The organism is Streptomyces sp. URMC 127 (assembly GCF_051386535.1).
Lineage (GTDB): Bacteria > Actinomycetota > Actinomycetes > Streptomycetales > Streptomycetaceae > Streptomyces.
In genome coordinates this window covers 1-14,871 of record NZ_JBPQTW010000073.1, presented here as the reverse complement: position 1 = coordinate 14,871, position 14,871 = coordinate 1, and the positions used below count along the sequence as shown (strand labels likewise).

The window sequence follows — 14,871 nt, the reverse complement described above, 5'->3', positions numbered from 1 at the left end:
GCTGCCCTGCCCACCGCCTCCCCGCCCACTCCTCGACCGAGAGCCGAGAGCGCCACCATGACTGACGACGTAACCTCCCCGACCCCGGCAGACGGCCCCGGCCCCGGCCTCGGCCCCGGCGCCGGATCCGCGCTTGAGGACGTCTATCCCCTGTCCTCCCTCCAGGAGGGCCTGCTCTTCCACGCCGTCTACGACGACGGCTCCCGCGACGTCTACGTCGTCCAGTCCCACCTCGACCTCACCGGCCCCCTCGTCACCGCCGACCTCGCCGCCGCCACCGATGCCCTGCTCCGCCGCCACGCCAACCTGCGCGCGGGCTTCTGGTACGACGACGGCGAGGACCCCGTCCAGTTCGTCCAGCGCCAGGTCGCCACCCCCCTGCGCGAACTCGACCTCACGGCGCTCGCCGGCGACCCCGCGGCCCGCGACGAGGCCGTCCGCGCCGCCATGGACGAGGACTGGAACCACCGCTTCGACCTCGCCGAACCGCCGCTCCTGCGGCTGACCCTGCTGCGCCTCGGCCCGGGCACCGCCCGCCTCGTCGTCACCTGCCACCACCTGCTCCTCGACGGCTGGTCCATGCCGGTCCTCGTCCGGGAACTGCTCACCCTCGTCGGCTCCCGCGGCGACCTCGCCGCCCTGCCGCCCGTCCGCCCCTACCGCGACCACCTCGAACTGCTCGCCGCCCGGGACGCCGACGCCGCCCGGCGCGCCTGGGCCGCCGCCCTCGACGGCATCACCGAGGCCCACCCCGTCGCCCCCGGCGCCGCCCTCGCCACGGCCGCCGAACCGGCGGACGCCGAGGCCGAGGCGGGCCCGGAGCTGACCGCCGCCCTCACCGCCGCCGCCCGTGCCCGCGGCCTGACGCTCGGCAACGTCCTGCACACGCTGTGGGGCGTCCTCGTGGGCTCGCTCACCGGCGCCTCCGACGTCGTCAGCGGCACCACCGTCTCCGGCCGCCCCGCGGACCTGCCCGGCGCCGACACCATGGTCGGCCTGTTCATCAACACCCTCCCCGTCCGCGTCCGCCTGGCGCCCGGCGCGACGCTCGCCGCCACCGCCGCGGCCGTCCAGGCGGAGCAGGCCGCTCTGATGGACCACCAGCACCTCGGCCTGGCCGCCGTCCAGCGCCTGACCCCCGTCGACGGCCCGCTCTTCGACACCCTGCTGGTGGTGGAGAACTACGCGGGCAGCGACGACGTCTCCGGCACCCTCGGCGCGGCCGCGGCCACCGGCGGCCTGCAGGTCACCGGCCTCGGCGCCCGCGACGCCACCCACTACCCGCTGACCATGCGCGTCCTGCCCGGCGGCGACACCCTGCGCCTGGAGCTCGGCTACCGCACGGACGTCTTCGACCGTGCGGCCGCCGAGCGCATCACCGACCGCTTCCTGAACCTCCTCGCGCGCTTCGCCGAGGACCCCGACACCCCGCTGGCCCGCCTGGACCTGCTGCTCCCGGACGAGAGGCGGGCGCTGGCGGAGGAGTGGAACGCCACGGGGCGGGAGGTGCCGTCCGGCACGCTGGTCAGCCGCTTTGCGGAGCGGCTGGCTGCCGCGCCGGAGGCCACGGCGGTGGTGTACGAGGGCCGTGAGCTGACGTACCGTCAACTGGACGATCTTTCCGACGGCCTGGCTGCCGAGCTGGTCGCGGCCGGTGCCGGGCCCGACCGGATCGTGGCCGTGGCCGTGCCGCGGTCGGCGGAGCTGATGGTTGCCCTGCTGGCCGTGCTGAAGTCCGGCGCCGCCTACCTGCCGCTGGACCTCGACCACCCCGAGGAGCGCCTGGCGGGGATGGCCGACGACGCCGCACCCGTGTGCGTGCTGACCACCGAGGCCGAGCAGTCCCGCCTCTCCTGGCTGCGGAACGTGCCGGTCGTCCTGGCCGACCGGCCTCGTACGGCCCAGGAGTTCGCACCGGTTGCGGCGGGGCCGCAGCATGCCGCGTACGTCATCTACACCTCCGGTTCGACCGGTCGTCCGAAGGGTGTGGTGGTGACGCACGAGGCGATCGTCAACCGGCTGGACTGGATGCGGGAGGCGTACGGGATCGGGCCCGTGGACCGGATTCTGCAGAAGACTCCGGCGAGCTTCGATGTGTCGGTGTGGGAGTTCTTCCTGCCGCTGGTGAGCGGTGCCGCTGTTGTTCTCGCCCGGCCGGGCGGGCACCGGGAGCCGGAGCACCTCGCGGAGGTGGCGGCCCGCTCGGGGGTCACCACCGCTCACTTCGTGCCGTCCATGCTCACTGCCTTCACCACGGCTGCCGAGCAGGATGGGGCTATACGTACGGGCTTTGCCCGGGTCCGGCGCGTCTTCTGCTCCGGTGAAGCCCTGCCGCCCGCCGCCGTGGACCGGTTCGCCGCGCTGTGGCCGGACACCGAGCTGCACAACCTCTACGGGCCCACCGAGGCCGCAGTCGACGTCACCTACCACCGCACCGAACCCGGCGCCGCCGTCGTCCCGATCGGTCGGCCCGTATGGAACACCCGTCTGCACGTCCTCGACGCCGCCCTGCGCCCCGTACCGGTGGGTGTGCCCGGCGAGTTGTACCTGGCCGGTGTGCAGCTGGCCCGCGGTTATCTGAACCGTCCCGGGCTGACCGCCTCCCGCTTCGTCGCCGACCCGTACGGCCCTGCCGGCACGCGGCTCTACCGCACCGGCGACCTGGTCCGCCGCCGTGCCGACGGCGCCGTCGAATACCTGGGCCGCACCGACGACCAGGTCAAGGTCCGCGGCTTCCGCATCGAACTCGGCGAGATCGAGGCCGTCCTCGCTGCCCACCCGGCCGTCGGGCACGCCGCTGTCCTGGTCCGCACCACCCCGGCGGGCGCCCAGCACGTCGTCGCCTACGTCGTCCCCGCTCCCGGCGCCGCCCCGGACCCCGAGGCGCTGCGCGCCGCGTGCGCGGCCCGGCTGCCCGAGCACATGGTCCCGTCCGCCGTCGTGGCCCTCGACGCCCTCCCGCTCGGCGTCAACGGCAAGCTCGACCGCAAGGCCCTGCCCGAAGGCCTCCCGGACGCCGCCGCCCCCGCCGCCGACCGCGAACCGGCGACGCTGACCGAGGCCACGCTGTGCTCCCTGTTCGCCGAGGTCCTCGCACTGCCCCGGGCCGGCGTCCACGACGACTTCTTCCGGCTCGGCGGCGACAGCATCGTCTCCATCCGCCTCGTCGGCGCCGCCCGCACCGCGGGCATCTCCCTCAGCCCGCGCGACGTCTTCGAGGCCCGCACCCCGGCCGCCCTGGCCGAGCGGGCCGACCGAGCGCCCGCGGGCACCCCCGGCCCGGCGACGGGCGGCGAACTGCCCGAGCCCACCGCGCAGGACCTGGCGGCCGTCCGCGCCGCCGCGCCCGACGCCACCGACGTCTGGCCGCTCTCCCCGCTCCAGCAGGGCCTGCTCTTCGAAGCCGTCTACGACGAGGACGCCCTCGACGTCTACACCTCCCGCGACGTCGTCACCCTGCGCCGCCCCGTCCCCGCGGACACCCTGCGCACCGCGGCGGCCGCCGTGCTCGGCCGGCACCCCAACCTGCGCGCCGGCTTCCTCCACGACGGGCTCGACCGGCCCCTGCAGTTCATCCCGGCCACCGCCACGGTGCCCGTCACCGAGACCGACCTGCGTTCCCTCACGCCCGGGGCCGCCGGCGCGGAACTGCGCCGCCTCCGGGACGCCGAGGCCCGCACCCGCTTCGACCTCGCCGCCCCGCCCCTGGTGCGGCTGGCCTCCGTCCTCACCCCCGACGGCCGCCAGCACATCCTCGTCACCCACCACATGCTGCTGTGGGACGGCTGGTCCACCGGCCTGTTCCTGCAGGAGCTCCTGGCCTGCTGCCACGCCCTGGTGACCACCGGCACCCTGCCGCAGCCCGGCCCGGACGAGGACCGGCCCCTGGCCTACCGCGACTTCCTCGCCTGGCTCCACACCCAGGACACCGCCGCCGGCGAAGAGGCCTGGCGCACGGCCCTCGCCGGCGTCGACGAGCCCACGCTCCTCGCCCCGCAGGCCCGCGAGCGGGCCGCGCTGCTGCCCGAGGAGCACGTCACCGAACTGACCGCCGGCCTGACCGCCCGCCTCACCGGCTACGCCAGGGCCCACGGCCTGACGCTCAACACCGTCCTCTCGGGCGTGTGGGGCCTGCTCCTCGCCGGCCTGACGGGCCGCCAGGACGTCGTCTTCGGCACCACCGTCTCCGGCCGCCCGGCGGAGCTCGCGGGCATCGACCGGACCATCGGCATGTTCCTCAACACCGTCCCGGTCCGGGCCCGGCCCGGCCGGAGCGAGACCGTCGTCGCGCACCTGACCCGCCTCCAGGACGAGCAGGCCGCGCTCCTGCCGCACCACCAGCTCAGCCTGGGCACCATCCAGCGCGCCGCCGGGACGGGCCGTCTCTTCGACACGCTCCAGGTGCTGCGCAACACTCCCGTCGACCAGGACGAGCGCGACCGCATCGGGCAGGCCCTCGGCGTGGACGACGTCACCGACGCCGACGCCACCCACTTCCCGCTCATCTTCGCGGCCAACCCCGGCGAGCGGATCTCCTTCGAGTGGAAGTTCCGCCCCGACGCGTTCGACCGCACGACGGTCGAGGAGCACGCGGGCCGGTTCGTCTCCCTCCTGGAGCAGATCACCGCGGACCCCGGCGTCCTCGTCCGCCGCCTCGGCCTGCTGACGGAGCAGGAGCGCGGGGCGGTACTGGGGGAGTGGGCGGCGACCGAGCGCGAACTGCCGGACGCCTCGGTCGCGCAGCTGCTGGCGGAGCGCGCGGCCTCCGTGCCCGGCGCGGTCGCGCTCGTGGCGGGTGAGCGCGCGTGGACGTTCGCCGAACTGGACGCCCAGGTCAACCGCCTGGCCCGGCTGTTCCTCGCCCGCGGCGCGGGCCCGGAACGGGTGGTGGCGCTCGGCCTGCCGCGCTCCCTGGAGATGGTCGCGGCCCTGTTCGCCGTGCTGCGGGCCGGCGCGGCCTATCTGCCGCTGGAGCTGGACTACCCGGTGGAGCGGCTGGCCTACATGGCCGAGGAGACCCGGCCGGTCGTCCTCGTCACGGACTCGTCCGTACGCGACCGCATGCCGGAGGTGCCGGGCCTCCCGCGCGTGGAGCTGGACGATCCCGCGGTGGTGGCCGAACTCGCCGGTCTGCCGGATGGTCCGGTGGACGTGCACGCGGATCCCGATGCCGCCGCGTACGTCATCTTCACGTCGGGCTCCACGGGCCGTCCGAAGGGCGTGGTCACGCCCTACCGAGGCCTGACCAACATGCAGCTCAACCACCGCGAGGCGATCTTCAACCCCGTTGTGGAGACGGCGGGCGGCCGGCGGCTGCGGATCGCGCACACGGTGTCGTTCTCCTTCGACATGTCGTGGGAGGAACTGCTGTGGCTGGTGGAGGGGCATGAGGTGCATGTCCTGGACGAGTCGCTGCGCCGCGACGCCGAAGGCCTGGCCGCGTACTGCGCCGAGCAGACGGTCGACGTCATCAACGTGACGCCTTCCTACGCGCAAGCACTCGTCGAGTGCGGGCTGCTGGACGAGGGCAGGCACCGCCCCGTGCTGGTGCTGCTCGGCGGCGAAGCCGTCCCCGAAGCCCTGTGGACGCGCCTGAAGGAGACGCCGGGACTCATCGGCTACAACCTGTACGGGCCGACCGAGTACACCATCAACACCCTCGGCGGCGGCACGCTCGACAGCGACACCGCGACCGTCGGCCGCCCCATCTGGAACACGCGGGCGCGCGTCCTGGACGCCTGGCTGCGCCCGGTGCCGGTCGGCGTCCCGGGCGAGCTGTACGTGTCCGGCGTCGGCCTGGCGCGCGGCTATCTGAACCGCCCGGGCCTGACGGCGGGCCGCTTCGTCGCCGACCCCTTCGGTGAGCCGGGCGCCCGGATGTACCGCACGGGTGATGTCGTGCGGTGGCGCCGGGACGGGCTGCTGGACTTCCTGGGCCGGGCCGACGACCAGGTGAAGATCCGCGGATACCGTGTCGAGCCGGGCGAGATCGAAGATGCCCTGACCGGCCATCCGGAGGTTGCTCAGGCGGCGGTGGTCGTCCGCGAGGACACGCCCGGCGTCAAGCGCCTCGCGGCCTACCTCGTACCGGCGACAGCGGAGGCCGTCGATACCCCCGCCGTCCGCCGCTCGCTCGCGGACTCCCTGCCGGAGTACATGGTCCCCTCGGCCTTCGTCGTCCTGGACGCACTGCCGCTGACCGTCAACGGCAAGCTCGACCGCAAGGCCCTCCCCGCGCCGACCGCCGCCGGGACGGGAGCGCGCCGCGCGCCCGCGAACCCCCGCGAGGAGCAGCTGTGCGCCCTGTTCGGCGAGGTGCTCGGGACCGGCCCCGTCGGCCCCGACGACCACTTCTTCGACCTCGGCGGCCACTCCCTGCTGGCCACCCGCCTCGTCAGCCGCATCCGCACGGCCCTCGGCACCGGCCTCGCCGTCCGCGACCTCTTCGAGGCCCCGACCCCGGCGGCACTCGCCGAGCGCACCGCCGGCGAGGCGCACGAGCGGCCCGCCCTCGTGCGCCGCGAGCGGCCGGCCGGACTGCCCCTCTCGCACGCCCAGCGCCGCATGTGGTTCCTGCAGAACCTCGACGGCTCGGGCGCCACCTACAACGTGCCGCTCGTCATCCGCGTCAGCGGCCCGCTCGACCTGGCCGCGCTGCGCCACGCCGTCGCCGACGTCACCGGCCGCCACGAGAGCCTGCGCACCGTCGTGGGCGAGCACGACGGCCGTGTCGTCCAGCGCATCCTCGACACGCCCGATCCGGCCGGGGCGCTGCACGTCGCCGCCACCACGGAGGAGACCCTGCAGGCCGACGTGGAAGCCGCGGTACGCCACGGCTTCGACCTCGCACGCGAAGTTCCCCTGCGCGTCACCGTCCTGGAGCTCGGCCCCCGCGACCACGTCCTGGTGCTGCTCTTCCACCACATCGCCGGCGACGAGTGGTCGATGCTGCCGTTCGTCGACGACCTCACCACCGCGTACACCAGCCGCACGGAAGGGGCGGCCCCCGGCTGGCAGCCGCTGCCCGTGCAGTACGCGGACTACACGCTCTGGCAGCGCGACCTGCTGGGCGACCCCGCGGACGAGCACAGCCTGCACAGCCGGCAGGTGGCGTACTGGAAGCGGGCCCTGGCCGGGCTCCCGGAGGAGCTCGCCCTGCCCGCCGACCGCCCGCGGACCCCCGCGGCCGGGAGCGGGCTGCGGGGCGGCACCGTACGGGCCCAGGTGCCGCCGGCCGTCTACCGCGGGCTGCGCGAGACCGCCGCCGCCACCGGTACGACGACGTTCATGGTCCTGCAGGCGGCCGTCGCCACCCTGCTGCACCGGCTCGGCGCGGGCGACGACATCCCCCTCGGCGCGCCGGTCGCGGGCCGCTCCGACGCCGCCCTCGACGGTCTCGTCGGGTTCTTCGTCAACACGCTCGTGCTGCGCAACGACCTGTCCGGCGACCCGTCGTTCACCGAACTGCTCGGCCGGGTCCGCGAGCACGACCTGGCGGCCTTCGCCCACCAGGACCTGCCCTTCGACAGCCTGGTCGAAGCCGTCAACCCGCAGCGCGTCCCCGGCCGCCACCCGCTGTTCCAGGTGATGCTCGGCTACCGCAACAGCGACGGCGAGGCCCGCCGGCTCCTCGGGCTGGAGAGCCGCATCCTCCCCTTCGAGCTGGGCGCCGTGAAGTTCGAGCTCGACTTCAACTTCGAGGAGACCCCCTCCGCAGAAGAGATCGACATCGCCTTCGAGTACGCGGCCGACCGCTACGACCGTTCCACCGCCGAGTCCCTCGTGGAGCGCCTCCTCTCCCTCCTCGCCCAGGTCGCCCGGGACCCGGCCCGCCGCATCGGCTCCCTCGACGTGCTCACGCGGGAGGAGCGCGGGGCGGTGCTGGGGGAGTGGGCGGCGACGGGGCGCGAGCTGCCGGACGCCTCGGTCGCGGAGCTGCTGGCGGAGCGGGCGGCTGCCGTGCCCGGCGCGGTCGCGCTCGTGGCAGGCGACCGGACGTGGTCGTTCGCCGAACTGGACGCACGGGTGAACCGTTTCGCCCGGCTGCTGCTGGCCCGGGGCGCGGGCCCGGAACGGGTGGTGGCGCTCGGCCTGCCGCGCTCCCTGGACATGGTGGCCGCGCTCTTCGCCGTGCTGCGCACCGGCGCGGCCTATCTGCCGCTGGAGCTGGACTACCCGGTGGAGCGGCTGGCCTACATGGTCGAGGAGACCGGGCCCGTCGTCCTGCTCACGGACTCCACGGCGCGCGACCGCATGCCGGACGTGCCGGAGGTCCCGCGCGTGGAGCTGGACGATCCCGCGGTGGTGGCCGAGCTGGCGAGCCTGCCGGACGGTGCGGTGGACGTCCGCGTCGACCTTGACGCTGCCGCGTACGTCATCTTCACGTCGGGCTCCACGGGCCGCCCGAAGGGTGTGATCACGCCCTACCGCGGGCTGACGAACATGCTCCTGAACCACCGTGAGGCGATCTTCAACCCCGTTGTGGAGGCGGCGGGCGGCCGGCGGCTGCGGATCGCGCACACGGTGTCGTTCTCCTTCGACATGTCGTGGGAGGAACTGCTGTGGCTGGTGGAGGGGCACGAGGTGCATGTCCTGGACGAGTCGCTGCGCCGCGACGCCGAAGGCCTGGCCGCGTACTGCGCCGAGCAGGCCGTGGACGTCATCAACGTCACCCCGTCGTACGCCCAGGCGCTGGTCGAGTGCGGGCTGCTGGACGAGGGCAGGCACCGGCCGGTGCTGGTCCTGCTCGGTGGCGAGGCCGTCCCCGAGTCGCTCTGGACGCGGCTCCGCGAGACGCCCGGCCTCATGGGCTACAACCTGTACGGGCCGACCGAGTACACCATCAACACCCTCGGTGGCGGCACGCTCGACAGCGACACCGCGACCGTCGGCCGCCCCATCTGGAACACGCGCGCCTACGTGCTCGACGCGCGGCTGCGCCCGGTGCCGGTGGGGGTGCCCGGCGAGCTGTACGTGTCCGGTGTCGGCCTGGCGCGCGGCTACCTCGGCCGCCCGGGGCTGACCGCGGGCCGCTTCGTGGCCGACCCCTTCGGCGCGGCGTTCGGCGAGCCCGGTGCGCGGATGTACCGCACGGGTGATGTCGTGCGGTGGCGCCGGGACGGGCTGCTGGACTTCCTCGGGCGGGTCGACGACCAGGTGAAGATCCGCGGATACCGTGTCGAGCCGGGTGAGATCGAGGACGCCCTGACCGGGCACCCGGGGGTCGCTCAGGCGGCGGTGGTCGTCCGGGAGGACACGCCCGGCGTCAAGCGCCTCGCGGCCTACCTCGTGCCGGCGACAGCGGAGGCCGTCGACACCGCCGCCGTCCGCCGTTCGCTCGCGGACTCCCTGCCGGAGTACATGGTCCCCTCGGCCTTCGTCGTCCTGGACGCACTGCCGCTGACCGTCAACGGCAAGCTCGACCGCAAGGCCCTCCCCGCGCCGACCGCCGCCGACATGGCCGCGGGCGGCACGGGCCGGGCGCCGGGCGACGTGACGGAGAAGACGCTGTGCGACGTCTTCGCCGACGTGCTCGGGCTGCCCGACGTCACCGTCGACGACAGCTTCTTCGAGCTCGGCGGTCACTCGCTGCTGGCGATGACCCTCGTGCTGCGCATCCGCGAGGCCTTCGGCACCGGCGAGGCGGGCCCCGGCATCGCCGACCTCCTTGCCGGGCCGACCGTCGCGGAACTCGCCGCCCGCATCCGGGAATCCGCACCCGCAACTGCCTGACCCCGTAACACCTGTTCACACCCACCCACACAGAGGAGCACGTCACCATGAGCAACGCCACCAACCCCTTCGAGGACAACGACGCCCGCTACTTCGTCCTCGTCAACGCCGAGAACCAGCACTCCCTGTGGCCGGCCTTCGCCGAGATCCCCGACGGCTGGACCACCGTCCACGGCGAGGACTCCCTGCAGGGCTGCACCGACTACGTCGACGCCCACTGGACCGACATGCGGCCGGCGAGCCTCGTCGCCCGGTCCTGACCGGACCCCTCCCGAAGACCCGCCGCCGCGGGCGGACCGGGCACCCGCCCGGTCCCCCCCCGCGGCCGAGCCGACTGCTGAGAGCGGATACCTGACGTCGTGAGCACCCAACACGCCCAGCCGGAGCACCACCCCGGCACAGCCGACGAGCCTCCGGGCCCGCCGCCCGCCGGGGACACCCTGGAGGAATCCGGCGTCGACGACGCCGCGGAGCCCGGCCCGCGGGACCTCGCGCCCGAGCGGCGCGCGCGGGCCCGTGCCCTGCTGCGCGGCGCCCTGCGGCCGCACTGGGCGACGGTCGGCGCGGCCATGGCCGCCGCCGGTGTCCGCCAGGTCGCCTTCCTCGCCGTGCCCTGGTGCGTCCAGAAGGCGCTCGACGACGGCGTCACCGCCGGGAACGGCCGTGCGCTGCTGGGGTGGGCGGCCGCCGCGCTCGCCGCGGCCGCCGTCCAGTTCGCCGGGCTGTACGGCTGGCAGTACTGGGCGGGTTCCGCGGACGCCAAGGTGGGCGCCGACCTGCGCTCCCGGCTGCTGCGGCACCTGGCCGGCCTCGACCGCTCCGCGCTCGCCTCGCGGGGCCACGGCGATCTGGCCATGCGCGCGACCCGGGACACCGACCTGGTGCGCGAGTGGGTGCACGGCCTGGCGATCTGGGTCGTGCTCGCCACCACCTTCGCGGGCGTCCTGACCGGCATGGGCGTGCTCGACGTGTCGCTGCTACTGGTGACGCTGGGCATGCTGCCGTTCCTCGTCTGGGTCAACCTGTACTTCCCGCGCCGCTTCGGCGCGGCCAGCGGCGCGCTGGCCGAGGCGCACGGCATCCGCGCCGAGGCCGTCGCGGACCTGCTGCAGCTCGGCACCGGCCTGCGCGGCACGGGCGGCCACCGGCCGCTGCTGGAGCGGCACGCCGCGGCGAGCGCCATCGTCACCGACCGGACCGTCAAGGCCGCCCGGATCGAGGCCTCCTGGGCGTCCGTCGCGCCGTTCGTGCCGCGCATGGCCGTGGCGATCGGCGTGGGCGTCGGCGGGCTCGCGGTCCTCGACGGCCGGCTGACCGTCGGCGGCCTGGTCGCCTTCACGTCGTGGATGGCGAGCATCACCCTCGCCACCCGGGTCCTCGTCGACCGGCTCCTCGCCCGCGGGCAGGCCGACGTGGCCGCCGCCCGCATCGACGAGGCGCTGTCCATCGCGGCCGGCGTCACCGACCCGGCCGAGCCGGTCGCCCTCACCGCGGGCGGCGACCTGGAGCTGTCGGGCGTGAGCGCGATGCGGGACGGCGTGACCGTCCTCGCGCCGGTCGACCTGACCGTCCGCGCGGGCGAGTTCGTCGCCGTCGGCGGCGCCACCGGATCCGGCAAGAGCACGCTGCTGCGCCTCCCCGTCCGGCTGGACGACCCGGACACCGGCACCGTCCGCTACGGCGGCACCGACCTGCGCGAGGCCGCCCTGGACGACATCCGCGGCCGGATCGCGTACGTCGCCCAGCGGCCGCTGCTGCTGTCCGGGACCGTCGCCGAGAACCTGCGGCTCGGCCGCGACCTGCCGGACGAGGCCCTGCACGACGCCTGCCGGACCGCCGGCATCCACGAGCAGATCGCCGCGATGCCCGACGGCTACGGCACCGAGCTCGGCGAGAGCGGCACTGCCCTGTCCGGCGGGCAGGTGCAGCGGCTGGCCATCGCCCGCGCGCTCCTCGGCGAGCCGGAGGTGCTGATCCTGGACGACTCGACGTCCGCCCTGGACACGACCACGGAGCGGGCGGTCCTGGACCGCCTGCGCACGTGGGCCGCGGGCCGCCGCCGCACGGTCGTCTTCGCCACGCACCGCACGGCGGTCCTGGAGACCGCGGACCGCGTCGTAACCCTGACGGCCCCGGGCCGGGCGGCGGACGCCGCCGACGACGCAGCGGGGGCGGACGCCGGCGCCGACGAGGCCCGGGCGGACGCCGCAGCCGAAGCCGGGCCCGCCGCCGGCACCCGCACCGCACCCACCCCCGTCACCACCCCGGAGGGCGACCGTGGCTGAGCCCGTCCTGCTGAACGAGCAGCCCGACGAGCGGCGTGTGCTGCGCCGCGCCGCCCCCTACCTGCGCCCCCACCGGCGGGCCCTCGCCGTCGCCGTCGTGGTCGGCCTGGCCGACTCCGCCGCGCTCGTGGCCGTCGCCCCGCTGATCGGCCGGGCGACGGACGCGCTGCTCGCCGGCGACCGCGGCGGGCTGCTGACCGCCGCCGCGGTCCTCGTCCTCCTGGCCGTCCTCCAGCTCGGCCTCGCCCGCGCCGGCGAACTGCTGCTGGCGAAGGCCGGCGAGAACGTGGTGCGCGGCCTGCGCGAGAAGTGCGCCGAGAACCTGGCGTCGGCGCCCCTGCGGTTCCTGGAGGCGCACCGCACGGGCGACCTGCTGCGCCGCACGACCGGCGAGGTGGCCGCGCTGGCCTCCTTCGTGCGCATGCACCTGCGCAACCTGGTGTCGGCGACGGCGACGCTCCTGTTCACCCTCGTTGTGCTCTTCGGCTACTCGTGGCAGCTGGCCCTGGTGCAGCTCGCCGTGTTCGTGCCGCTGACGCTGCTGGTGATGCGCTGGTTCCAGCGGTCCGCGCCGCGCGCGTTCGGCGGGAAGGCGGCGGCGGAGGCGACGGTCGCGGCGACGTTCACGGAGACCCTGACGGTCCGGGAGGCGCTGCAGAGCGCCCGCGGCCTGCCCGGCTGGCTGCGCCGCTTCGATGAGGAGAACGCCGCGGCCGTCGGGGCGGCGCGGCGCGCGATCCGGGTGGAGAACCGCATCGATCTGGTCGGCCTGATCGAGGGGTTCGCGCTGGTCGTGCTGCTGCTGGTGGGCGGCTGGTCCGTGTCGCGCGGCGCGACGGGCGTCGGCACCGTCGTCGTCTTCGTGCTGGCGAGCCGCAACCTGTTCGACTCGTTCTCGGACATCTCGCAGCTCGTCGGCGAGGTGCAGACGGCGCGGACGGGCCTGGCCCGGCTGCTGGACCTGCTGGCGGCCACCGGCCGGGCCACCGGGCAGATGCCGGAAGCGGCCCGGCCGGCCGGCGAGTTGCCCCTGCGCGGGGAGCTGGTCTGCGAGGACCTGGGCTACTCCTACCGGGACGGCACGGAGGTGCTGCGCGGTGTCTCGCTGGCCTTCCCGGTGGGCGACCGCACGGGCGTGGTGGGCGAGACCGGCTCGGGCAAGACGACGCTGTCGAAGCTGCTGTGCGGCCTCTACGCGCCCGACCGGGGCGCGGTGCGCTTCGCGGGCACCGACCTGCGGGACATCCCGGAGGAGGAGCTGCGCCGCCGCGTGGTGCTGGTGCCGCAGGAGGTCCGCATGGTGACCGGCACGGTGGCGGCCAACCTCGAGCTGGTGCACGGCACTCCGGGCCGTGCCGGGATGGAGCGGGCCGTGGCCGAGCTGGGCCTTGAGGAGTGGCTCCGCGACCTGGGAGGCCTCGATGCAGAGGTGGGCGTGCGCGGCTCCCGGCTGTCGGCGGGGGAGCGGCAGATCGTCGGGCTGCTGCGGGCCGCGCTGGCCGACCCCGCGGTGCTCGTCCTGGACGAGGCCACCGCGGACATCGACCCGGTGACGGCGGGCCGGCTGGAGCACGCGCTGGACGGGATGCGGGGCGACCGCACGATCATCGTCGTCGCGCACCGGCCGGCGACCATCGCCCGGCTGCCGCGGGTAGTCGCGCTGGACGGGGGCCGGGTGTCCGAGGACACGGGCCGGGGGACCGGGGACGCAGGCCGGGAAGCCGGGGACGCGGGCCGGGCGGCCGGAACGATGGCCAATACACGATGAGTTAGGTTAGGGTTGCCTAAGTTCGGCTCGGGTTCCTCCGGCCGTACACGTGAAGCCCGGTGGCCCCCGCGCGCCCGCGCGGGGGCCACCGCAACGCGGTGCCGGTCCCGCGGCACACCCCGCCAGATTGGGATGATCGATGACCATTGAGACGCTCCCGCCGCGCGTGCGCATCGTCCGCCACCCCCTCAAGTACCGCCTGCTGGAGGTGCGCAGGGTCACCCGCGTCACCCCCTCCACGGTCCGGGTGACGTTCGCCGGCCCGGCGCTGGAAGGGTTCTGCGAACAGGCGCCCACCGACCACGTGAAGCTCTGCTTCGCCGAGCCCGGTGCCGAGCTGCCCGTCGAGCCGGTCATCCGCGACGACACCTGGATGGACGCCCCCGTGGAGCCCATCACCCGCGACTACACCATCCGTCACTACCGGCCCGAGGCGCAGGAGCTGGACGTCGACATGGTCCTGCACGGCGACGGCGTGGGCTCCGCGTGGGCCGCGCGCGCGGAGCCGGGCATGCGGCTCGGCGTCCTCGGCCCGCGCGGCTCCGAGATCCTGCCGATGGTCCACGACTGGTACCTGCTGGCCGCCGAGGAGACCGCCCTGCCCGCCCTCGCCCGCTGGCTGGAGGTGCTGCCCGCCGGCGTACGCGTCCTGGCCTTCGCCGAGGTCCGCGGCCCCGAGGACGAGCAGGAGCTCACCACCGCCGCCGACTGCACCCTGACCTGGCTGCACCGCGGCGACACCCCGCCCGGCACCGGCGACCTGCTGGAGCGGGCCGTCCGCGGCGCCGAACTGCCCGCCGGCCTCGGCTACGCCTGGATCGCGGGCGAGGCCGGCACGCTCAAGCCCATCCGCCGCTACCTGCGCCGCGACCTCGGCATGGCCAAGGAGCAGGTCGACGTCGACGGCTACTGGAAGCGCGGCGTGGAGAACCACGACCACCACGCGGACGACGAGCACGAGCACGCGTGACCACGACCGCCGCACCGGCCGCCACCGACGGCCCCTCGCCTCCGGCGTGCTGCGCGGCAGCCGGGAGGTGCGGACGACGATCCAGTCGTCGTTGCCGGGGTCGTGGTGCAGGAGGG

5 protein-coding genes are annotated in these 14,871 nt (G+C 75.0%); all 5 read left to right on the top strand.

Annotated features, from left to right (window positions below; all coding sequences use genetic code 11):
* Positions 1-57 precede the first annotated feature (57 nt).
* The 5 genes from ACSNOH_RS17150 to ACSNOH_RS17130 all read left to right on the top strand — a co-directional run bounded on the left by ACSNOH_RS17150 (position 58) and on the right by ACSNOH_RS17130 (position 14,755).
* Entirely contained in the window at positions 58-9,732 is a 9,675-nt protein-coding gene (locus ACSNOH_RS17150; RefSeq protein ID WP_436722218.1) for an amino acid adenylation domain-containing protein, read from the top strand.
* A gap of 47 nt (positions 9,733-9,779) precedes the next feature.
* Entirely contained in the window at positions 9,780-9,992 is a 213-nt protein-coding gene (locus ACSNOH_RS17145; protein WP_436722217.1) for an MbtH family protein, read from the top strand.
* Positions 9,993-10,091: 99 nt separating this feature from the next.
* The gene (locus ACSNOH_RS17140; protein WP_436722216.1) at positions 10,092-12,017 is read left to right on the top strand and encodes an ABC transporter ATP-binding protein; all 1,926 of its coding nucleotides are present in this window, start codon (positions 10,092-10,094) and stop codon (positions 12,015-12,017) included.
* Complete coding sequence (locus ACSNOH_RS17135; RefSeq protein ID WP_436722215.1) at positions 12,010-13,785, top strand: ABC transporter ATP-binding protein; 1,776 nt, start codon at positions 12,010-12,012, stop codon at positions 13,783-13,785. The genes ACSNOH_RS17140 and ACSNOH_RS17135 overlap by 8 nt, the downstream gene beginning before the upstream one ends.
* Positions 13,786-13,924: 139 nt before the next feature.
* Entirely contained in the window at positions 13,925-14,755 is an 831-nt protein-coding gene (locus ACSNOH_RS17130) for a siderophore-interacting protein (protein ID WP_436722214.1), read from the top strand.
* The last annotated feature ends 116 nt before the right edge of the window (positions 14,756-14,871 follow it).

Coding starts and splice junctions, on each gene's coding strand:
- ACSNOH_RS17150 (WP_436722218.1), top strand. CDS start 58: ATGACTGACGACGTAACCTCCCCGACCCCGGCAGACGGCCCCGGCCCC.
- ACSNOH_RS17130 (WP_436722214.1), top strand. CDS start 13,925: ATGACCATTGAGACGCTCCCGCCGCGCGTGCGCATCGTCCGCCACCCC.
- ACSNOH_RS17145 (WP_436722217.1), top strand. CDS start 9,780: ATGAGCAACGCCACCAACCCCTTCGAGGACAACGACGCCCGCTACTTC.